General features: G+C 34.6%; 21 protein-coding genes. 5 read left to right on the top strand and 16 right to left on the bottom strand.

Features of this window, described 5'->3' with window-relative positions; genetic code table 11:
- Positions 1 to 6: 6 nt before the first annotated feature.
- The 8 genes from BZ25_RS07470 to BZ25_RS07435 form a co-directional block, all read right to left on the bottom strand.
- A complete protein-coding gene (locus tag BZ25_RS07470) occupies positions 7 to 477 on the bottom strand; it encodes a regulatory protein RecX (protein ID WP_012207938.1) in 471 nt (156 codons plus the stop codon).
- Positions 455 to 1,561, bottom strand: coding sequence for a recombinase RecA (recA, locus tag BZ25_RS07465; RefSeq protein WP_012207937.1), 1,107 nt, complete (start codon positions 1,559 to 1,561; stop codon positions 455 to 457). Before recA ends, BZ25_RS07470 begins: the two co-directional genes overlap by 23 nt.
- Positions 1,554 to 2,162, bottom strand: coding sequence for an RNA 2',3'-cyclic phosphodiesterase (gene thpR, locus BZ25_RS07460; RefSeq protein ID WP_012207936.1), 609 nt, complete (start codon positions 2,160 to 2,162; stop codon positions 1,554 to 1,556). The genes recA and thpR overlap by 8 nt, the downstream gene beginning before the upstream one ends.
- A gap of 21 nt (positions 2,163 to 2,183) precedes the next feature.
- Positions 2,184 to 2,693 (bottom strand): CDP-diacylglycerol--glycerol-3-phosphate 3-phosphatidyltransferase, encoded by a 510-nt coding sequence (gene pgsA / locus BZ25_RS07455; protein ID WP_012207935.1) that lies wholly within the window; start codon positions 2,691 to 2,693, stop codon positions 2,184 to 2,186.
- On the bottom strand, positions 2,690 to 3,997 hold the full coding sequence (gene rimO, locus BZ25_RS07450; RefSeq protein WP_012207934.1) for a 30S ribosomal protein S12 methylthiotransferase RimO: 1,308 nt from the start codon (positions 3,995 to 3,997) through the stop codon (positions 2,690 to 2,692). The genes pgsA and rimO overlap by 4 nt, the downstream gene beginning before the upstream one ends.
- A gap of 311 nt (positions 3,998 to 4,308) precedes the next feature.
- Entirely contained in the window at positions 4,309 to 6,999 is a 2,691-nt protein-coding gene (gene polA / locus BZ25_RS07445; protein ID WP_121514338.1) for a DNA polymerase I, read from the bottom strand.
- Positions 7,000 to 7,030: 31 nt separating this feature from the next.
- The gene (locus tag BZ25_RS07440; protein ID WP_121514337.1) at positions 7,031 to 8,359 is read right to left on the bottom strand and encodes a phenylacetate--CoA ligase family protein; all 1,329 of its coding nucleotides are present in this window, start codon (positions 8,357 to 8,359) and stop codon (positions 7,031 to 7,033) included.
- Between the two features lie 4 nt (positions 8,360 to 8,363).
- The gene (locus BZ25_RS07435; protein ID WP_121514336.1) at positions 8,364 to 8,912 is read right to left on the bottom strand and encodes a macro domain-containing protein; all 549 of its coding nucleotides are present in this window, start codon (positions 8,910 to 8,912) and stop codon (positions 8,364 to 8,366) included.
- 435 nt (positions 8,913 to 9,347) lie between these two features.
- Here BZ25_RS07435 and BZ25_RS07430 point away from each other — a divergent pair, with 435 nt between their 5' ends.
- The 5 genes from BZ25_RS07430 (at position 9,348) to BZ25_RS07410 (ending at position 14,603) form a co-directional block, all read left to right on the top strand.
- Positions 9,348 to 10,637, top strand: coding sequence for an ABC transporter substrate-binding protein (locus BZ25_RS07430; protein WP_012207930.1), 1,290 nt, complete (start codon positions 9,348 to 9,350; stop codon positions 10,635 to 10,637).
- 69 nt (positions 10,638 to 10,706) lie between these two features.
- Positions 10,707 to 11,591, top strand: a complete 885-nt coding sequence (locus tag BZ25_RS07425; protein ID WP_103064797.1) for a carbohydrate ABC transporter permease — start codon at positions 10,707 to 10,709, stop codon at positions 11,589 to 11,591.
- Positions 11,585 to 12,559, top strand: coding sequence for a carbohydrate ABC transporter permease (locus BZ25_RS07420; RefSeq protein WP_121514335.1), 975 nt, complete (start codon positions 11,585 to 11,587; stop codon positions 12,557 to 12,559). The genes BZ25_RS07425 and BZ25_RS07420 overlap by 7 nt, the downstream gene beginning before the upstream one ends.
- A 33-nt stretch (positions 12,560 to 12,592) precedes the next feature.
- On the top strand, positions 12,593 to 13,774 hold the full coding sequence (locus BZ25_RS07415; RefSeq protein WP_121514334.1) for a glycosyltransferase: 1,182 nt from the start codon (positions 12,593 to 12,595) through the stop codon (positions 13,772 to 13,774).
- 19 nt (positions 13,775 to 13,793) lie between these two features.
- Complete coding sequence (locus BZ25_RS07410; RefSeq protein ID WP_012207926.1) at positions 13,794 to 14,603, top strand: MurR/RpiR family transcriptional regulator; 810 nt, start codon at positions 13,794 to 13,796, stop codon at positions 14,601 to 14,603.
- A 23-nt stretch (positions 14,604 to 14,626) separates the two neighbouring features.
- On the opposite strand, the gene arcC is transcribed toward BZ25_RS07410, so the two are convergent.
- Genes arcC through BZ25_RS07370 form a run of 8 tightly spaced genes read right to left on the bottom strand, consistent with a single transcriptional unit; the run spans position 14,627 to position 20,909 of the window.
- On the bottom strand, positions 14,627 to 15,568 hold the full coding sequence (gene arcC / locus BZ25_RS07405; RefSeq protein WP_121514333.1) for a carbamate kinase: 942 nt from the start codon (positions 15,566 to 15,568) through the stop codon (positions 14,627 to 14,629).
- 5 nt (positions 15,569 to 15,573) lie between these two features.
- Positions 15,574 to 16,563, bottom strand: a complete 990-nt coding sequence (gene argF / locus BZ25_RS07400) for an ornithine carbamoyltransferase (protein ID WP_121514332.1) — start codon at positions 16,561 to 16,563, stop codon at positions 15,574 to 15,576.
- A 20-nt stretch (positions 16,564 to 16,583) separates the two neighbouring features.
- Positions 16,584 to 17,036 carry a hypothetical protein gene (locus tag BZ25_RS07395; RefSeq protein ID WP_121514331.1) on the bottom strand — a complete coding sequence of 151 codons (453 nt, stop codon included), beginning with the start codon at positions 17,034 to 17,036 and terminating at the stop codon, positions 16,584 to 16,586.
- Positions 17,037 to 17,059: 23 nt separating this feature from the next.
- Positions 17,060 to 18,178 (bottom strand): NADH:ubiquinone reductase (Na(+)-transporting) subunit F, encoded by a 1,119-nt coding sequence (locus tag BZ25_RS07390; protein ID WP_199171472.1) that lies wholly within the window; start codon positions 18,176 to 18,178, stop codon positions 17,060 to 17,062.
- A gap of 10 nt (positions 18,179 to 18,188) precedes the next feature.
- Positions 18,189 to 18,782: an NADH:ubiquinone reductase (Na(+)-transporting) subunit E gene (locus BZ25_RS07385; RefSeq protein ID WP_012207921.1), complete on the bottom strand. Its 594-nt coding sequence runs from the start codon at positions 18,780 to 18,782 to the stop codon at positions 18,189 to 18,191.
- Positions 18,782 to 19,393, bottom strand: a complete 612-nt coding sequence (locus BZ25_RS07380; protein ID WP_121514330.1) for an Rnf-Nqr domain containing protein — start codon at positions 19,391 to 19,393, stop codon at positions 18,782 to 18,784. The genes BZ25_RS07385 and BZ25_RS07380 overlap by 1 nt, the downstream gene beginning before the upstream one ends.
- Positions 19,393 to 20,004, bottom strand: coding sequence for an FMN-binding protein (locus BZ25_RS07375; protein ID WP_121514329.1), 612 nt, complete (start codon positions 20,002 to 20,004; stop codon positions 19,393 to 19,395). The genes BZ25_RS07380 and BZ25_RS07375 overlap by 1 nt, the downstream gene beginning before the upstream one ends.
- Complete coding sequence (locus BZ25_RS07370; RefSeq protein WP_121514328.1) at positions 20,001 to 20,909, bottom strand: RnfABCDGE type electron transport complex subunit D; 909 nt, start codon at positions 20,907 to 20,909, stop codon at positions 20,001 to 20,003. The genes BZ25_RS07375 and BZ25_RS07370 overlap by 4 nt, the downstream gene beginning before the upstream one ends.
- Positions 20,910 to 20,924 lie beyond the last annotated feature (15 nt).

The raw sequence follows: 20,924 nt of genomic DNA, 5'->3' as shown, positions 1-20,924 counted from the left end.
CCAATTTTAATCACCTCGTATGTCTTCAATAACACAGTTTATAATGTCTGGCTCAAAACCTCTTCTATACAAGTAAGCTTTAGTTTTGAGAGTGTCTTGTGTTTTTTCATAATAATTTTTTGCCAATTCTAAAGCAATTGTATTTATATCTACTTCGCTTTTTACTTTTTCGAGTGCCTCGAGAATTAATCTTTCATCTACTCCCAACCGTTTTAATTCATACTGTATAAACATGGGACCTTTATTGTCTAAAGTTAACTTGTCATATGCATATAAATATGCAAAAAGTTTATCATCTATCAAACCGCTCTTCTTGCATTTTTCTACTACTTTAGCAATAACTTCTTCATCAAAGCCTTTTTCTTTTAGACGGCTTGAGAGCTCTTTTTCTGACCTGGCACGGTACTTTATTAAATTCAACGCAGATTTTTCGGCTGCTTTCTCATCTTTTGGATCAATTTTCTTGTAATTCTTCACTTTTTACTTTTTTCCCTTTTGATGAATTAGACTCGAACTTTTCTATCAAATAATCTGGAATAATTAAATTGTGTTTCTTACGAATCGTATATTCTAAATAATCAAGTATGTCAGGATTTTCCATGAGATAACTAACTGAATTGGTTTTACCCTGTCCTAAACTAATTTCTTCACCATTTTCGTTGATAAAAGAGAACCAAGCACCTTTTCTTTGAATTAATTCTTCCTCTACGGCTATGTTAAAGATGTCATTTTCTTTTGGGATACCTCGTCCAAAGATCATGTCTACATTTGCCTGTTTAAATGGTGGAGCAACTTTATTTTTTACGACTTTTAAGGTTGTTTCATTCCCTATCTGATCTTTTCCTTCTCTTATTGGATTGCCCTTTCTTACTTCTACCCTTATAGTAGCATAAAATTTTAGTGCAATTCCTCCAGTGGTAGTTTCTGGGTTACCATACACTACCCCTATTTTCATCCTTACCTGGTTTATAAATATTACTATAGATTTGGATTTGTTTATACTTCCAGCTAGTTTTCTTAGAGCTTGAGACATCAACCTTGCCTGAAGTCCCATGTGAGAATCTCCCATAGCTCCTTCTATTTCTGCTTTCGGTACCAAAGCGGCTACAGAGTCTACTACAATTAGGTCTACTATGTTAGATCTTACCAGCGAGTCTACAATTTCAAGGGCTTGTTCACCATAATCCGGTTGAGAAACTATCAATTTGTCGACATCCACACCTAACTTTCTTGCATATTCAACATCTAAAGCATGTTCGGCATCAACAAAAGCCACTATCCCATTCAATTTTTGAACTTCTGCTAAGGAATGAAGAGCGAGAGTAGTTTTACCTGATGATTCGTTTCCGTATATTTCTATAATTCTTCCTCTTGGATATCCACCAACTCCTAAAGCTATATCCAGCGATAAACATCCACTTGGGACAACGGCTAGATTGCTATTATCCAATCCCTTACCCATTAACATGACTGATCCTGTTCCATGATTTTTTTCTAACTCTTTAACAAGCTTTTCTAACAATTCTTCTTTATTTGCGTCTTTAGAATCATTTTTAGCCATTAATGATGACGCCTCCTTCAAAGTCGATAGTGTAAAGTTTTTTATATATTGGACCTTTTCTTGTGAGTTCAGAAGAGTATATTCCGATAGAATTTACGTATACTTGGATTTGATCAAAAGTGACAGAATTAATTAGTTCTTTCCAGTGGTTAGGGAACGATTTAACTCTTCCGACTGTAATATGAGGTAAAAAATTGGTATCTTTAACCTCTAATTCTGAAATCTTTAGTACCTTCTTTATTTCTTCGTACAAACCGATTAAGGTATTGTCTTCTTCTATTCCCAGCCATAAGACCTTTGGCTGAGAATCATTTTCAAAGAAGCCCATCTTGTGGATATTAAAATGAAAAGTAGGAAATCCGGATACTCTTTCGCCAATTTTATAAGCTAATTGAGCTATCTTTTCCATCTTTTGATCCCCAAGGAAAAACAAGGTTAAATGGACATTTTTCGCATTTGTCCAATTTGCTTTAAATCCCATCCTTTGAAACCTTTCGATTAAATCAGTCAACAACCCTTCTAATTTTTCATTAGTTTCGATGGCGATGAAGGATCTTAATTTGTCGGTATTGTGGTTATTTACATTTTTTAGCTGTGTCATATACTAGGACTCCTTTCTTTTTTAGAATTGTTTGGCGGTTTTGACAGTATAATTAACTCCCGATAATAGACTGATTATAACGGTCAAATAGATCAAAGTAGTAATTAGAAAATTCCATAGCATCAAATATATTACAATAATTAAAGCGATTTCTAAGACGGTTTTTAGTTTACCAAACTTATCAGCAGGGACAACGATGTTTTTATTTGCAGCTGCCATCCTTAAACCGCTGACAAAGGTGTCTCTTGATACAATTATTGCAACAAACCAGGCAGGCAAAATTCCTACACCCAACATCGCAATAAAAACCGAGTTTATAAGTATTTTGTCAGATATTTGATCAAAAAATTTGCCGATATCGGTAACCTGACCAGTCTTTCTGGCGACATAACCGTCTAACCAATCGGTTAAGGAAGCTATAATAAACAAAACCAAGGCTGCGGTATAAAACTGTTCTCCAAAGACAGTTAGGATGAATATTGGAATGGCTAATATTATCCTAGAAAAACTCAATAAATTTGGTATGTTCATTCAACTATTTCTCCTTCCAGATCATATTCGTATGAACCAGTAATTGTCACCTTGACAAAATTCCCAAAAGTTAGTTCTTTGTCACCAAAATTTTTTATATATACATTCCCATCAATCTCTGGAGCGTCTAAATAGCTTCTTCCGACATAAACGTTGTCTTCTTTTTCTTCCAAAAGAACTTCTAAAGTTTCACCTATATATTTTTCCATGATGTTTTTAGAAATTTCACTTTGAACAGTCATTAGTTCATTTTGCCTTTGTTTTTTTATTTGTTCATCAATTTGTTCTGGTAATGTGAATGACTTGGTGTTTTCTTCTTTTGAGAAAATAAAACTGCCCATTCTTTCAAATTTTATCTCTTTTACAAAATCTACTAATTCTTCAAAATCTTCAGCTTTTTCTCCTGGGAACCCTACCATTAACGTGGTTCTTATGGCAGATGGTTCTTTTCTGATTTTCTCAAATAGTTTAATTAATTCATTTCTTTTCTTATGTCTACCCATACTTTGCAAAATTTTATCAGAGATATGTTGAATTGGAACATCGAAATAGTTTAATACTTTTTCATTTCTATGTATGCTTTCTATGATTTCTTCACTTAAAAAATCCGGATGTAAGTACATCACCCTGATCCAAAATTTTCCTTTTATATTGTTAAGTTTGTCTAGTAAATCCGGTAATGCCTGCTTTTGGTAATTGTCTATGCCGTACAAGGTATTGTCTTGGGATACGAGAATGATTTCTTTTACACCTTTGGATACCAAAAATTCAACTTCTTCGTTTATTTCTTCGATACTTCTGCTTTTTGGTTTCCCTTTGAAAGTGGGTATAGAGCAAAAAGCACAATTTCTACTACATCCATCTCCGATTTTTACGTATGCGTAGTGTGAGTCTGGAATCGCTCTAATTTTACAATCGTACAGAGTTTCAGGAATATCCCTTTTAAAAAAATATTCACCATTTTCAATTTTTTCAACTATGGTTTTTGGAGATAACACACCATATAATCCATCAATCTCAGGGATGTCTTTAAGAATATCGTCGAAATATCTTTGAGTTAGACAACCTATTGGTATAACTTTTAGGTTTTTGTTATTATCTTTTAGGGATACATATTCAAATATGGTTTCGATGCTTTCTTTTTTAGCTTCTTCGATGAAACCACATGTATCGATGAAAATATAATTAGCTAATTGAGGATTACTCTCGTATTTATACCCCTTGCTTTGGAGCAACCCTTTGAATATTTCCATATCTGCATCATTTTTTGGACACCCTAATTTTACGATGTGAAACTTTTTCATTCGATTCCTCCGATAATTTCATTATAATATATTGCTTTTAAAATCTAATTATATAGCGCCCCTTCGCCGAAGCGTTAAGGGGCAAGCCCCTTAAAAACCCCGAATTCAAGATCAAAATCATTTAAAAACATGGTTTGCACACTGCGGCAAACACTCCCCACCCATCTAAGGAAGGAAAAAGGATTAAAGCTTCACCCGTGTTCTGCACTTTCTTTTTATCTATGAATGTTTAAATAGTTATTTAGATTATATCAGATTTTCTTGAAAAAATGAAAAAATTTTAATAATTTAATTATACATAATTATAATTATCATTTTTGCCAATTTTTTCCGACACTGATATCTACTTTTAAAGGTATATTCAATTTGACCGCATTTTCCATACAATCTTGAACCATTTTTTTGGTTTCTTCTACGATTTTTTCAGGTAATTCTATTACAACTTCATCGTGCACCTGAAGTATCAATTTTGCTTCTTTTGGAAGTTTTTTGTATAAATTGATCATCGCCAATTTCATGATATCTGCAGCACTACCTTGGATAGGGGTATTTATGACTATTCGTTTCAACTCTGATTTACCTGTTTTTATGTTTTTCAAAAATCTTTTCCTTCCAAATATGGTTTCAACGTAGCCTTTTTGCGTTGCAATCTTTAAACTTGATTCTTGATATTCTTTGACTTTTTGGTAAGTTTTAAAGTATCTGTTCATGAAATCTTTTGCATCTTCGACAGGTATCTTTAAATTCTCGGCTAATCCATACGGAGATGATCCATACACCAGGGAAAAATTAACTACTTTTCCTACCCTTCTCATGTTGTAGTCAACATCGTCGATTTTTACACCGAATATTGCAGCTGCGGTTAAAGCATGTATGTCTTCACCATTGTTAAAAGCATTTATTAAAGTTTCATCGTTAGTTAGATGAGCTAAAACCCTCAATTCAATTTGAGAATAATCGGCACTCAGTAGCACATAATCATCTTTTTGTGCCTTAACGGTGCTCCTTATTCTTTCTCCATCTTCTTCTCGTATGGGGAGATTTTGAAGATTCGGTTCGCTGCTACTTAATCTACCGGTAGCTGTTCCAGTTTGGTTGAAAGATGTGTGAACCCTTCCAGTTTTTTTGTTAACTAGTTTTGGTATAGCGATTATGTATGTAGATAGAAGTTTTTGGTATTTTCTGTATTCTAAGAGCTTTTCTATTATTGGATGTTCATCTCTTAGGGCTTCTAAAGAATCTGCATCTGTTGAATATGATCCGCTCTTAGTTTTTCTTTTCCCCTTCAATCCTAAGTTTTCAAAAAGTAGTTCTCCAACTTGTTTTGGGGAGTTTGGATTGAAGTCATAACCGACGATTTTTTTCATTTCATACATTAACGAGTTTAGCTTTTTGTTATATTCTTCTTCCAATTTTTGTAGTTCTTTTAAATCAAAATACACGCCGTTCATTTCCATTTCTGATAAAACATTTATAGTTGACATTTCGATTTTTTCAAACAATTCAAATAGTTCAAATTCTTCTAATTTAGGCTTTAATACTTCAAATAATCGATAAGCAATATCAGCATCTTCTCCAGCGTACTCAACAACCCTTTTCTTATCAATGTCTCCAAGGGTTAACAGTTTGATATCTTTTCCCATCACTTCTTTGTATTTAATTGTTTTATAATCCAAATATTCTTTTGCGAGATCGTCCATATTGAACCTTCTGCTGTCCGGATTCAACAAATAAGCAGCTATCATACTGTCAAAATATACTTTGTTTAATTCAATTCCATTTACTTTCAAAACCGTCATATCGTACTTTAAATTTTGGCCAATGATCTTCTTAGTGTTTAAAAGATCGACTATCTCCTTTGTTATTTCCCACCTATCTTTTTCTTTGTACAGATACAAAAAATATCCTTCAAATGGTTTGCAGCTTAAAGCGATTCCTACTATATCTGCTTGATATGGATCAAGAGAAGAAGTTTCAAGGTCAAAAGATATTATTTCGTATTTTTCTAAAGTCTTTAATAGTTCTTTGTAATCTTGTGCGTTATATTCGTAATACTTACCTTTCGTCGAATAATCTTTTTTTTCTGCTTTTGTCTCTGCTGTAACTTTAGTTGAGTTAGTAGTTGTATCAGGCATATCTAACTCTTTTAATATTGAATTGAAATCTAATTTCTTGAGAAAATCTCGTAGATTGTTTCTGAATCCTTGATATATAATTTCTTCATCTTCAAATATTTCTTCTATTGGTGCATCTACCATCAATTGGACTAGTTTTTTACTGAGATATGCGGTTTCCTTTTCATTTTTTAGCTTGTTTTTTGTTGAACCTTTAATCTCATCCAAATGTTGATAAAGATCGTCTATGTTATCGTAATCTTGCAGCAATTTTTGGGCTGTTTTTATTCCAATACCTTTTACACCTGGGATATTGTCAGAACTATCCCCCATTAAAGCTAGTAAATCTGCAATTTTTTCTGGAGGGACTCCCATCTTTTTTTCTACTTGCTGTGCATCGTATTTCACCATTTCTGTTATTCCTTGTTCTGGTCTTAAGATATATACGTTATCCTTAACAAGTTGCATCATATCTTTATCCGAGGTAATTATATAAACATTATCGTAGTTTCTTTTCTTTTTGGACACTATCGTGGCTATAACATCGTCGGCTTCGTAATTATCCATGGCAACTAATTTTATGCCTAATTTTTCAACCATTTCGTATATGTATGGGATCTGTTGTATATATTTTTCGGGTGTTTCGGGTCTCTGGGCTTTATAACTTTCTAATAATTCATGTCTATATGTGGTGGTTTTTTTGTCCATAACAAATATTATTGAATCTTCACCTTTTTTAACGTACTCTTTGAGTAACTTTAGAAGCATTCTAGCTACACCATAAATGGCGTTTGTCGGCAAACCATCCGAAGTGCTCATCCAGTCTCCTAGCGCAAAAAAGGCTCTATATGCAATTCCTGAGCCGTCTATTAAATATAAATTTGCCATGTGAAGCACCTTCTTTTCTTTTGATTTTTTACTAAATTACAATTAATTTATATTTTCCGGTTTTTTCATCTGGCTTGATATCTTCCACGATTTTTACATCAAAATTGACGTTTTGCATTTTTTTCTTTTCTAAAATATCGTTAAGTTTGTTTCTAACTTCTTCTACAATTTCATCTAAAGGCTCTTTTTGTGAAACGACTATTTTAAAGACAAAAGATGATTGATCTTTTTGAACAAATTGAAACTTAGCCACGCCTTTAACAAAAAATTCAGCAATTACTATGGGGTGAATGAAATCTTTTTCACCGTTTTCGTTAATAAAAAAAGGAATTAACTCGTTTCTTCCCGTAATTTGTTCGATCTTTGTAAAGGGCCATTTCCCTTCGTTATCTTTTGATTTTTTAAGGATATCTGTTAATTCATACCTTACTATAGGTTGAGTGTAATTGTACAAGTTCGTCAAAATTGTTTTATCCTCTTGAATTTCAAGATAAACCGCATCATCGTATATGTACATACCTTTTAAATCTTCCCTAGAAACACCCATCGCCAAAGACTCAGATGTTGCATAACTATCTACTATTTCAGTATCTTTCCAAACATCTTTTAAAAACTGTTTTACATTTTTTAATAAAGGCTCTCCACCACAAACTATCACTTCTGGGTGAATATTCAAAATGCCTTCATTTTGAAACTGTGCCAAAGATCTTATACCAAAGGGATACCCTGTGAGATTATCAGGTTGAAAATCGTTTAGGTCTTTTAAGTAGGATTTGATAGGTTTGTTTATATCCATTACCATATAACCTTTATAGAAAAACTCTTCAGGTTGATTTAGTGGAGAGAGGAACAAGCTTATGGCAGCATAATGTCCATCAACTGCACCTATAAAAGCATATTTCTTTCTTTTGAGAGTGAAATTTGAGAACATCCTTGTTGAGATAGCTTTGATGAAATCCCACTCTTTTTCACTATACAAATAGTATCCTACCGTGCCTGTTGATCCAGAACTGTGTATCACATGATACTTGTTAAAAAGCAAAGAAGTTGGATTCGGGTTATTTTTTAAAAAATCTTCAACTTTGTTTTTAGTAATTTGGTTATCTTTAAAGAACTTATCAAAATTAGCAACAATAAGATTTTTATTGATCGTTGGTAATTCGTATATGGGGATCTCTTCCAGCATGCTTTCTTTTATCCCGTTAGAAGTATAAAAATCTTTATAAAACGGTATTTTTTTATACGCGTACTTTAATAGCTTTCTAAATTTCTTTTCCCTTAATGCTAATATCTTTTTTCTTGAATAATTAAGATTTTTTCGTAGAGAATAATAATAGTGTACAGTTGTTAGAAAACTCATACTCTCAAAATTCTTTCAAAAAATAATCTAAATGGGCTTCGTCATATATTACAAATCTGATTTCTTTTACAAATTGTGGATTGGTATTAATAAAATCATAGACTGCTTTTTTGTAAACGAGAACCGCTTTTTCTATTGGATAACCGTATATACCTGCACTTATTGCAGGTAAGGCTATTGAATTCAATTTTAATTCTTCTGCTTTTTTCAAAGAATTGAAAACTGCATCATACAATAACTTTTCTTCTTGTTGACTGCCCCCTCTCCAAATAGGTCCAACTGCATGGATTAAGTATTTACATTTTAACTTTCCTCCAGATGTTACAGCAACGTTTCCCGTTTCGACTTTACAGTATTTTTGGATATATTCGTTCGATTCTTTTTGAATACCTGGTCCTCCTTTTCTGGATATTGCTCCAGCCACTCCACCACCATGTTGCAAATGCGAATTAGCAGCATTTACAATAGCGTCTGTTTCTTCGATAGTTATATCTCCAGATACCAATTTAATTTCAACGTTGTTGACTTTTAGTTGTTTTATAATTTTGTTCATACATTAACGCCTCCGTTTAATTTTTGATTTACTCTCTTTAGAAGAAGATCTAAAACTTGTTTTAGCGCCGATCGTTAAGGGGAACCCCCTTAAAAACCCCAAATCAAGGCCAAAATCATTTAAAAACATAGTTTGCACAATGCAGCAAACGCTCCCCACCCATAAGGAAAAGGGTCTTTTCAGTCATTATAGTTGATGTTTCTTTTATTATATCAAAAGTTAGTAGACCAACCCAAACAAAATCCAATAATGAGAAAATCAAAGATTTTTGGTTATAATCGCAAATAATTACCTATAATCGATTCTAATCACGAATAATCAGATTTTGAAAATAATATTTTTTTCTGTATAATAAAAACGAAAATTTTCTTTTTATCTTATATCTTTGAAAAAATTTTTTATTCACAATAAGAACCTAAATTGGAGGAGGTGTGTATGGTGAAGAAACTTACAGTGGTTATTTTAGCAGTGTTGGTTAGTGCGATGGTGTTCACTCAAACGATTACGTTTTGGCACACTCAGGTAGAAACAGATAGGCAACAAAGGATAAGAGCCTTAGCACAGATTTTTGAAGCACAAACTGGTATAAAGGTAAACTTAGTCCCTATTGAGGAAAATGAGATCTTAGAACAGATTCCAAGAGCAGTTCAAGCTGGAACTTTACCAGACGTTGTAGAAGGCGGTATCTCTCCTATACTCTTGCTGGGGAGCCAGGGCTTTATGGATACAGAACTGAATGCAAAAATTATCGAAGATTTTGGTGATGTTTATGACGGTGTTTCAAGATTGATGCAGGCACCAGATGGAGGATATTATGGTGTACCTTTCCATGCTTGGGTTCAAGGGATTTGGTATAAGGCGAATTTGTTTGAAGAAAGAGACCTAGGAGCTCCAACATCTTGGTACAATATACTTACAGCTGCAAAAGCATTAAACGATCCTGCTAATGGTTTCTACGGTATAATATTGCCTAAGAAAGCTGACGCTTATACTGAACAGGTATTTTCACAAATTGCTCTATCAAATGGTGCAAGACCAATTGATAAAGACGGAAATATTCTTTTTAATACTCCCGAGATGATCGAATCATTTAGATTTTATAAAGAACTGGGCAAATACTCCAGACCTGGTTTTACTGCTGTTCCAGAAGCATTGAATGGTTATTTGAACAATGAAGCCGCTATGGTATTCTACTCGACCTATATTATGGACGACATTGCTGTAGAAGAGGTTCAAAAGCAAAGAGTAGAACAGTTTGATCCTAAACTTGTTGAGAATACAGGTTTTGCAAATTTTATGGTTAACATAAGACCGTCTTCATTTGGAGAAGTTGTTGGATTGGGTATACTTAACACGTCCGAAAATAAAAATGCGGCAGAACAGTGGGTAAAATTTCTTATGAGTGGCAGCAATTATATTTACTGGTTACACATGGCACCTGGCGGAATGAATCCAACCAGAAGTTCTATAGCACAGATGGACGAATTTTTAGATAATCCTGTTTTAGAAAGATATGGGAAAGATCAAATAACTACTATTATTTCTGCCTTAGATACTGTAGAAAGATTTGAGTTCATGGAAGGAGAAATCATTGAAGAAATGAGTATCCTGTCTGGTAACTTTGTAATTGGTAGAGCAATAAACAGGATGTTCGCTAACGATTGGACACCACAGCAAACCGCTCAATGGGCACAAGAAGAAGCGGAAAGATTGTTAAGTGATTAAATGCGTCTGAGCTATTGAAAGGGGAATGCTTTATTCCCCTTTTTTACTAAAAATGGGGAGGAGAGAGATATGCAACGATTTCGAGATTTATCTCCTTTAAAGAAGAAAGAAGCAACCTTTGGATGGAAGTTAGTATCACCTGCGGTTATTTTGATAGGTCTTTTTATTATGTATCCAGTTTTATACAATATTTACTTGAGTTTTTTTGAAGTATCTTTGACACCCGGAGCACCAAACAAGTTTGTGGGTTTTCAAAATTATAGAGAACTGTTAACCGATCCTACCTTTTGGAATTCCTTTGGTATAACTATTTTGTATGTTTTGATTACTGTCGTTGGAAGTATTTTAGTTGGTTTAGGGGTTGCTTTGCTTATGAATAAAGAATTTCCCGGCAGAGGTATAGTCAGAGCCCTTATACTGTTTCCATATGTTGCACCGGTTATTTCAACTGTTTTTGCATGGCAATATGTTTTAATGCCTTTAAATGGTCCTTTAACAATACTTTTAAGTAATTTAGGTATCATGGATGTGACAAAAGACCTAGTTAATGATCCAAATAACGCCTTCATAGTTGTTTCATTTTATAGTATTTGGAAGAATTTTCCTTTTATTTATTTGATGATTTTATCGAGGTTACAATCAATACCTCAAGATTATTATGAGGCAGCTGATATTGATGGTGCCAATGGTTGGCAAAAATTCCATCATATAACTTTACCTGAATTATATTATGTAATAGGCTCTTTAGTTCTTTTGAGAGGAATATGGAATTTTTACAAATTTGAAGAGGTATATTTGTTGTCTAAAGAGGCTAGGACTCTACCTATATACCTATATGAAAAAGCCTTCACAGGTTTGCCAGAACTTGGAGTTGCAGCGGCGATAGCAACTGTCCTCTTTGTAGTTATGATGGCGCTCATATCCATCTATGTGAGGAAGGTGTTAAAATGGTAGTAAGAAAAAGATCTTTCATAAAAACATTTTTATTTTGGTTTTTTATAGCTTTAGTTGTAATATTTGTTGCCTATCCTTTTGCATATATGGTTTCGGTTTCCTTCAGGTATGATTCAGACGCGTTTGATCGGGGATTGATTCCTGAGAATCCAACATTGACACAGTATGCTCAACTATTAGGATTTCAGGAGTCAATTAGGCAACAGATGAGTGAAGAAGAGCAACAACTCATGAAACTATTAGAATCTCTTCCAGAAGAACAAAGAGAGCAAGTTCTTCAGAATATACAATCATCAAGAAGGCGTGAATCATTTCCTTTTTTAAGGTGGTTTGGTAATAGTTTATTATTGGCTGGATTAAGCGCTTTGACAAGTTTGATAATAGGTATATTTGGTGCCTATTCTTTCAGCAGAGTTTGGTATCCTGGAAGAACTCTTGTTCAAAGAGGGGTATTGCTGGTATACCTAGTCGGTGGAGTGATATTATCTGTTCCTTTGTATGATTTGTTTGTAAGAATAGGATTAACTAATTCAGGAGGAACCTCAATGTTTGCTTTGTATATAATATATATAATTCAGACGTTGCCTGTTTCGATGTACATGCTTGGTAATTATTTCAGAACGATTCCTGAATCAATTGAAGAAGCCGCCTTAATTGATGGTAGTACAAGAATTGGAACTATTATGAGGATAATTATTCCTCTATCAATGCCGGCTATAATAACAGTTTTCATATATGCCTTTATGATAGGATGGAATGAGTATCTGTTTGCTTCTATTTTCATAAGGCCTTATCCTTCAGCTTATACGCTGCCCGTAGGTTTGAGGGAGATTTTCTTTTCTGAACATGCCGTATGGGCTAAAATGATGGCAGCTTCAGTATTGACGGCCGTTCCAGTCATTGTATTGTTTATGACCGTAGAAAAATATCTAACAGCAGGTTTAACTGCTGGTGGAGTCAAAGAATAAAAGTGAAAAGGTGACAAAAGGGAGGAAGTTGAAATGTCAATATTTTTCGATGATAAAATTTTACAAAATTTACCAAAAAAGGTAAAAGTAGTTGTTGGTATTCCCAGCTATAATAATGCTGAAACGATTTCCTTTGTTTCTAAAACCGCTGCAGAAGGTATAGTTGAATATTTTGATTCAGATGGGATAATTGTTAACGCTGACGGGGGTTCAAAAGATGGAACAAAAGAAGTTTTTATGAAAACAGACACAAAAAGCGTCCCAAAAATCGCTTACGATTATATAGGTTTGCCAGGTAAAGGAAGTGCAATGCTTTCTGTCATAGAACTTGCTAAAAACTTAGACGCAGAAGCGATTGTATTTTTAGATTCTGATTTAAAAAGTGTTCGACCATGGTGGATTGAAAGATTAACTGGACCTATAATGAAGGGACTTTCCGATTATGTTACGCCTTATTATGTGAGGCACAAGTACGACGGTACGATCACAAACCAAGTATGTTATCCTTTGGTTTCTTCTTTATTTGGGCAAGCCATCAGGCAACCAATAGGGGGAGATTTCGGAGTAGGTAAAAATATGATAGATGTTTATTTGAAAGCTGCCTCAAGTGTTGCCAAAACAGAGGTTGCAAGGTTTGGGATAGATATTTGGATGACTATAAATGCCATACTCAACTCCAACAAGAAGGTTTATCAGGCTGCTTTAGGTGCAAAAGTTCACGATCCTAAAGATCCAGGAGCTGATCTATCCCCTATGTTTAAGCAGGTAGTTGGGACCTTATTCGATATTATTGTAGATAGCGCTTCCAAATGGAAAGATATCGATTCTATTGAAGAAGCCCCAATATATGGTGAAATACCCCAAGTTGCTGTTGAACCTATCAACATCAACATAGAAAATTTGAAAAAGCAACTTTTAGAAGGTTTAAAAAACGAAGAATCCAAAAGATTGGCAAATGATCATTTAGGATTCATAATGGAAAAGAAGAAAGTACCACTTCAAATCTGGGTGGATATCTTATTCAATGCATTAATAGAGTATTCAAAAAACAAAGACAAAAAGTTGGTGGAATCCTTAGTACCTCTCTATTTTGGGAGAGTAGCTGATTTCGCTGAATTGACAAAAGATATGAACGAAGTAGAAGCTGAAAAAGTTATCAAAGATCAAATAAATCTGTTTGTTAATAAAAAAGACGAATTGATAGAAAAGTTATAGTCGATAAGAGGTGAGGAAGTTGGTAACTTCCAAAATCAAAGGGATATACAATTCTTTAACTAATAAAGAAAAGCAGGCAGCTCAGTATATAATCGAAAGGCCTGGCGATGTAATACACTACAGCATCACAGAATTATCCAATTGGGCCGGAACTAGTGAAACTACGATATACAGAGTTTTAAAAAAGGTTGGTTACTCGGGATATCAAAAATTTAAGTTGGAATTGGCAAGGGAATTGAGCACCCCTACACTTGACTCAAAAGAGTCAAAAGATCTTTTTGATATGATTTACAATAGGACTGTAAACGCCTTGACCGATATTCTAAGGCAAGTGGATAGAGATAAAATTACTCATGCCTCCGAAATAATTATGAACAGTAAAAAACTACTATTCTATGCGGTAGGAAGATCTTTTCCTATTGCTTTAGATGCTTCTTTGAAGTTTGCTGCCTTAGGATTTGCCTCCACTGCATATTCTGATCCACATATGCAAGTTATCGTGGCTTCCAATCTTGAAAAAGATGACGTAGTAATTGCTATCAGTCATTCTGGAGTTATCAGAGATACTTATAAATCCGCCCAAGTAGCCAAGGAAGCTGGTGCTTTCACCATAGGCATGACTGCAGGGGTTAACTCACCTTTATCAAAAATAGTTAATCTAGTTTTATATACCTCAGCTGAAATGCCTCAAGAAAGCGAATTTACCGTTAGCAGAATCGGAGAAATGTTCATGGTGGAACTTTTGTACAATTCAGTTGCTTCTAAGATGTCCCTCAAAAACAAAGAAAGTAGAATAAGTCAAGCGATGAAGACAAAAAAATTCAATTAACAAAAAAGGGGGGTAATCCCCCCTTATTTAGTTATAATAGTTCCCGTTTTTCCTTCCAAAGCATCAACCAATTTCGTTAAATCTGTAATTAAAGCTGATCTTCCAGTCTTGAGAACAAAATTTGTGCATGCCTCTATCTTCGGCAACATACTCCCTTTTGAGAAATGCCCTTCTTTCATATATTGTATTGCTTGGTTCACAGTCATTGAAGATATAGCTTGTTGATTGGGTTTATTGAAATTTATAAATACCTTTTCTACAGCGGTTAGAATTATGAACTCATCGGCGTCCAATTCTATAGCTAACAAAGCAGAGGCTCTATCCTTGTCTATAACACCTTCCACGCCTTTTAATTTGTTCTCTTCTTTTACTACTGGGATACCCCCACCACCCGCTGCTATGGTTATATTGTTGTCCTTTACCAATTGTTTAATAGCTCTTATCTCTACAATCTCTAACGGTTCTGGAGAAGGTACTACTCTTCGCCAACCTCTTCCGGCGTCTTCTACCATGCTCCAACCTTTTTCTTTAATGAAAGTGTTAGCTTCTTCTTCGGTGTAAAAGGGTCCAATAGGTTTTGAAGGGTTGTTAAAGGCTGGATCATTCTTATCAACAAGTACTTGGGTAACGATACTTGAAACATCTTTTTCAATATGTTCTGCTGTTAAAACATTTTTTAACATTTGGGAAATCATGTATCCTATATATCCCTGAGTCATAGCTCCGTTAACATCTAAAGGAAATGGAGGAATAACCTCTTTGGCTATATCTTGTTGAACTAGAATGTTTCCTACTTGAGGGCCATTTCCGTGAGTTATAACTATTTTATAATTTTTTTTTACTAGCTCAACTAGGCATTTTGCCGTGTTCTCTAAGTTTTTTAGCATATTTTCAGCGGTAGGAGATTCTTTTGGTTGGGATAAGGCATTTCCTCCTATTGCTACAATTGCAAGTTTTTCAGCCATTCCTATCAACCTACCAACGTTGCTACCATAACTGCTTTTATGGTATGCATTCTATTTTCTGCTTGGTCAAAAACTTTTGAGTACTTACTTTGAAACACTTCATCCGTAACTTCCATTTCTTTAATACCGTATTTCTGGTAAACATCGTATCCCATATCGGTTTTTGTATCATGAAAAGAAGGCAAACAATGAAGGAAAATAACTTCAGGATTGTTAGCCTTTTTTATCAATTCCATATTTACTTGGTAAGGTTTAAGTAATTTGATCCTCTCTTCAACTTTACTTTCTTCTCCCATAGAAATCCAGACATCAGTATAAATCACATCCGCGTTAGCAACAGCATCAACTTTGTCTGTGATGGTGATTTTTCCACCGTTTTCACTAGCTGTCATTTCCATTTCGCTTATCAGTTCTTTACTTGGAAAAAGTTCTTTTGGAGAAATAATTACAAAATCCATGCCCATTTTAGAGGCACCAATCATGAGTGCGTTTGCCATATTGTTTCTTCCATCACCAACGTACACAAACTTGATCTTATTAAGAGGTTTTTCAAAGTTTTCCATAATGGTTAAGAAATCTGCCAACACTTGGGTGGGATGATCTTCATCTGTCAAACCATTCCACACGGGAACACCTGAATATTTTGCTAAAATTTCTACCGTTTCTTGCTTGAAGCCTCTAAATTCTATACCATCGTAAAATCTTCCTAAAACTCTTGCCGTATCTTCTATTGACTCTTTCTTACCCATTTGACTGTTAGTTAGAAATGTAACGTTTGCCCCTTCATCGAAGGCAGCTACTTCAAAGGCGCATCTTGTTCTAGTTGATGTTTTTTCAAATAGCAAAACTATGTTCTTACCTTTTAATAAATCGCCCTTAATACCCATTCGCTTTTTGGCTTTTAGATCTTTTGAAAGATCCAGAAGATACTTTATCTCTTCTGGTGTGAAATCTTTCAACGTTAAAAGGCTTCTTCCTCTTAAATTGATAGGCATGCTTCTTTAATTCCTCCTTTTTATTCTTCCAAAACTTTTTTTAGTTTCTCAGGTTCTACCCTGAATGCTGAACCCTTACCCTGGAAAAAATGATGTTTTTCTATTAAGTGTAGCGATAATTCTGTGATAAGAAGTTCTTCTTTGTTATCTAAATTTTTAATTCTTAAATTAACTTTCCTAAAAATACCGTCTTCAAAGGGACAAGGTAAATGTCCTCTAGCTTCATCCACTTTTATAAGCCATTTATTGTCAACGGTTACAGGTTCTTCAAAGGTTTCTTTCCCTTTTTCAAAAAGGTATCTAATCTTTTTAAGGTCATCTTGTAAATTTATGTTTAAAGCCCTAATTTTTTCTTCATCACTTTCAATTATGTCAACCAAAAGTCTTTCATCATCACCTAAAAATCCATCAGCGGTTATAACTCCGGGCTTCATGTTTTCATAGGCTTTCTTTAAATCTTCAGTCATTTTCATTGAGGAAAAACACCTCCTTTTAATTACGCGAACTTATCATAATATATTTTATCCTCGGATATGCCGTTCGCTGTCATTACTTTAACACAGGCATTTATCATACCGGGGCTTCCACACAAATATCCTTCCTTTTGGGTATTTTGGTCCATTTTTTCTTTAAAATATTTTCCCAATACATCTGTTATAAGTCCCGTTTCTCCTTTCCAATTATCTTCAGGTTGTGGTTCTGAAAGTGCAGGAACAAAATGGAATCTGTCCCATTTCTTTTCCATGTCTTGAAAGAAATCCAGATAATAAAGATCTTTCAAGCTTCTTGCCCCGAAAAACAACCAGACGTTTCTGTTGGTTATTTCCCTTTCGAACATATCTGCAACGATAGATTTTATCGGAGCTAACCCTGAACCTCCTGCAACACATATCATATCTGCATCCGTATCTCTCATATAAAATTCACCGAAAGGACCAACCAATTCCATTTGATCATTTTCTTTTAGATATTTGTGAACATAAGTTGTCGCAATTCCACCTGGAACAAGTCTGATAAAAAATTCTATGGAATCTTTTTGACTTGGCGACGATGCAATGGAATATGCCCTTTGTGTATATTCGTTTATTTTCTCGTAGGGAGGTATAACCAATTGCATATACTGTCCAGCTTTAAACTCAATTTCATTGGGCTCGACAAGTTTAATTTTAACTTCTTTTATATCATATGTCAAATCATTTATTTTTTCAACCACACCTTTAAAAATTTTTGCAGAAAATAACTCTTCTGGAATTTCTATCGCTATGTCAGATTTTACTTTCACTTGACATGATAATCTTATATTTTGTTTCATTTCTTCTTCGTTTAAAAGGGGTGCTTCTGTAGGTAAAATTGGTCCTATATCTGATAAAACTTTTACCTTGCATGCCCCACAACTTCCCCTACCACCACATGCTGAAGGGATAAAGATGCCTTGCTCGGAAAGAGTAGTAAGTAGTGGAGCGCCTCCATTTACCTTTAACTCCTTTTTTCCATTATTGATATCGATCTTAACTTCACCATAATTGTTAACTACGCTATCAACAACCACAATCATAGCAGCTAAAACCGCACTCAATCCACCTATTATAAATGAAGCAACTAAAATTGCGTTCACATCAATCACCTCACTGTACGTTTAGCATACCGGAAAATCCCATAAAAGCCATCGCCATAAGTCCAATCGTGATTAAGGTAATTCCAGGTCCTTTTAACGGTCCCGGTACGGGAGATTTATCAACCTTTTTTCTTATTGCGGCTAGTGATATGATTGCTAACCACCAACCTAAGCCTGAACCAAGTCCAAATATAACTGATTGAAGGAAATTATAATTTCTAATCTGCATAAAAAGAGCTACACCCAGTATAGCACAATTAACAGTGATCAATGGAAGAAAAATACCTAAGCTCATGTACAAATTAGTTGACATCCTCTCTATAACCATTTCTGATATCTGAACTATTGCGGCAATAACTATTATGAACACTATGTATCTAAGATATTCTAAACCGAAAGGAATCAACAAATAATGGTATACAAGCCAATTAATTGCGGTAGTTATAGTCATAACAAAGGTTACTGCAAGACCCAACCCATTAGAAGAAGTGAAATCCTTTGAAACCGATATAAAGGAACACATTCCTAAAAAATTTGCAAGAAGTATGTTGCTTGTAAAAATAGAAGCAAAGAATAAAGATATCAAACCTACGTCAGGGGACATTATTTTTTAACCTCCTTTCTAAACATGTAACCTTTGAGTATCCATATAAAAATAGCTAACATAAAGAAGGCACTTGGAGGCATAACCATTATAGTCCAATTTACAAAGTTATCTGGTAATACTTGAAATCCAAAAACTGTTCCAAAGCCCAATAACTCCCTCACAAATGCAACCATCAAAAGAACATACATATACCCTATTCCACTAGTTAAACCATCCCACAGAGAAAGTAATGGAGGGTTAGATTGAGCAAAAGCTTCTGTTCTTCCCATTATTATACAATTAGTTATGATCAAACCTACGTAAGGTCCCAAGGCTCTACTGACATCAGGTACATAAGCCCGTAGAACGATATCAACAATTATAACATAAAAAGATATTATCAAAGTTTGGGCTATCATTCTGACTTTCCTAGGAATGAAAGATTTTAACAAAGAAACCGTCAACGCCGATAAGCCTGTCACAAAAACGACTCCCAGAGTCATAATGGATGTGTTTATTAAAGTGTTAGTTACCGCTAATGTGGAACATATTCCGAGTATTTGGATGAATACAGGATTGTTATACCATAAATTATCTTTAGCAATTTCTATCCAACTTTTCTGAGCCATTAACTATTCACCCCCAGAATATCTTTCAAATTTGCAATCGTCTCGTTTACAATTCTTTGAATAGACTCAGAAGTTCTTGTTGCACCGGTTATTGCATCAACTTGTCCGTTTTCGTAGTCGTAGTCCCCGGAACCTTGCCCAGTTACTACTCTTATTTGACTGTCTATAATTTTAAGACCGGAAAACTGCCTTTTGAACCAATCTTCTTCTATCCTTCCTCCCAATCCAGGTGTTTCGTTTTGAGATATAAAATCAATGCCAACAATTCTAGAAACATCTTCGTTCACAGCTAAGACACCCGTGATAGTGCCCCATAGTCCACTACCAGTGAAGATGGTAGCATAGACATTTTGTCCGTTTACTTCGGCAGTGTATAGTTGAGAGCCATTAATAGATTCAGTTGAAACCATAGAGTTGTATTTTTGAAAGGCTTCTTCATCACTTTCATAAGATATACCCATTGCAGATAATATTGCTTTAATTTGGAACAATTCTTGATTCCTTGCTACAGTATCTTTTGTTAGTTCATTTGCTACTGCCAAAACGAAAACAAACACAAAAGAAATAATAAATGTGAATATAATGGTATAAACTCTACCTTCCCTTTTCATGCTTTCACCTTCTTTTGAGCAAAAGCTGTATCCAACAAAGCAGCAAAGGTGTTACCCATTAACACTCCAAAACTCGTACCTTCAGGGAAAAGAGAAAACGTTCTAATAAGTACAGCCGTAACTCCTATTATAATGCCATAAAACCATTTAGAAGTTTCATTTTTTGGTGCAGTTACAGGATCTGTTGCCATAAAAACGGTCACAAACATGAAGCTTCCAGAAAGTAAGAATTCTAAAGGATAAGAGGCTTCCGGTATGCCTATTAAAGAAAAAAGGCCTGTCAATATAGAAGCACTCAAGAATGTGGATAACATAATTTTCCAACTAGCGGTTTTTGTGGCGATGAGATAAATTGCAGCGATAAGTATTAGAAATATAGGACCTTCTCCCATTGAACCTGATCTGAGTCCAAAAAATAATTCAAACAAGCCGAAACTTTCACCATTTGCTAAAACTTGTAGAGGTGTTGCTGAGGTTAAGATATCAGATGTCGCTCTCCCAAAATTTCCCGGTTGAAGCCATGATTGGGTCATAATATTTGGAAAGGTTATGTAAATAAAAAGTCTACCAGCAATGGCTGGATTAAAAATATTTCTTCCAAAACCCCCATAAACTTCTTTTGCAAATAAAACACCAAAAATAATCCCAATACTGGCGATCCACCAAGGCGTTGCAGGAGGAAGGGATAAGACGAATAAAGTACTGGTGACTAATACAGCTTCGCTAACTTGCCGTTTTTGTCTTTTTTCCATAATGTACTCTGTCAAAATCCCAAAACCATAAACAAATATAGATAGAAAAATCAATCTCCATCCGTACATGTAAAAAGCAAAAGCGTAGACAGGTATCAGTGAGTACAGTACCCTTCTCATCATAACCTGTTTTTGGGAAAAGCCTGATGCCACATGAACACCCCCTTA

Source organism: Petrotoga sp. Shatin.DS.tank11.9.2.9.3, assembly GCF_003665005.1.
Classification (GTDB): domain Bacteria; phylum Thermotogota; class Thermotogae; order Petrotogales; family Petrotogaceae; genus Petrotoga; species Petrotoga mobilis.
Note: the sequence above shows the minus strand (reverse complement) of the source record. Positions and strands in the feature narration are given on the sequence as shown.

What these genes read in the sequence shown, in the direction of transcription:
- recA (WP_012207937.1), bottom strand. Translation starts at nt 1,561, where the DNA reads ATGGCTAAAAATGATTCTAAAGACGCAAATAAAGAAGAATTGTTAGAA.
- thpR (WP_012207936.1), bottom strand. Translation starts at nt 2,162, where the DNA reads ATGACACAGCTAAAAAATGTAAATAACCACAATACCGACAAATTAAGA.
- pgsA (WP_012207935.1), bottom strand. Translation starts at nt 2,693, where the DNA reads ATGAACATACCAAATTTATTGAGTTTTTCTAGGATAATATTAGCCATT.
- rimO (WP_012207934.1), bottom strand. Translation starts at nt 3,997, where the DNA reads ATGAAAAAGTTTCACATCGTAAAATTAGGGTGTCCAAAAAATGATGCA.
- polA (WP_121514338.1), bottom strand. Translation starts at nt 6,999, where the DNA reads ATGGCAAATTTATATTTAATAGACGGCTCAGGAATTGCATATAGAGCC.
- BZ25_RS07440 (WP_121514337.1), bottom strand. Translation starts at nt 8,359, where the DNA reads ATGAGTTTTCTAACAACTGTACACTATTATTATTCTCTACGAAAAAAT.
- BZ25_RS07435 (WP_121514336.1), bottom strand. Translation starts at nt 8,912, where the DNA reads ATGAACAAAATTATAAAACAACTAAAAGTCAACAACGTTGAAATTAAA.
- BZ25_RS07430 (WP_012207930.1), top strand. Translation starts at nt 9,348, where the DNA reads ATGGTGAAGAAACTTACAGTGGTTATTTTAGCAGTGTTGGTTAGTGCG.
- BZ25_RS07425 (WP_103064797.1), top strand. Translation starts at nt 10,707, where the DNA reads ATGCAACGATTTCGAGATTTATCTCCTTTAAAGAAGAAAGAAGCAACC.
- BZ25_RS07420 (WP_121514335.1), top strand. Translation starts at nt 11,585, where the DNA reads ATGGTAGTAAGAAAAAGATCTTTCATAAAAACATTTTTATTTTGGTTT.
- BZ25_RS07415 (WP_121514334.1), top strand. Translation starts at nt 12,593, where the DNA reads ATGTCAATATTTTTCGATGATAAAATTTTACAAAATTTACCAAAAAAG.
- arcC (WP_121514333.1), bottom strand. Translation starts at nt 15,568, where the DNA reads ATGGCTGAAAAACTTGCAATTGTAGCAATAGGAGGAAATGCCTTATCC.
- argF (WP_121514332.1), bottom strand. Translation starts at nt 16,563, where the DNA reads ATGCCTATCAATTTAAGAGGAAGAAGCCTTTTAACGTTGAAAGATTTC.
- BZ25_RS07395 (WP_121514331.1), bottom strand. Translation starts at nt 17,036, where the DNA reads ATGAAAATGACTGAAGATTTAAAGAAAGCCTATGAAAACATGAAGCCC.
- BZ25_RS07385 (WP_012207921.1), bottom strand. Translation starts at nt 18,782, where the DNA reads ATGTCCCCTGACGTAGGTTTGATATCTTTATTCTTTGCTTCTATTTTT.
- BZ25_RS07380 (WP_121514330.1), bottom strand. Translation starts at nt 19,393, where the DNA reads ATGGCTCAGAAAAGTTGGATAGAAATTGCTAAAGATAATTTATGGTAT.
- BZ25_RS07375 (WP_121514329.1), bottom strand. Translation starts at nt 20,004, where the DNA reads ATGAAAAGGGAAGGTAGAGTTTATACCATTATATTCACATTTATTATT.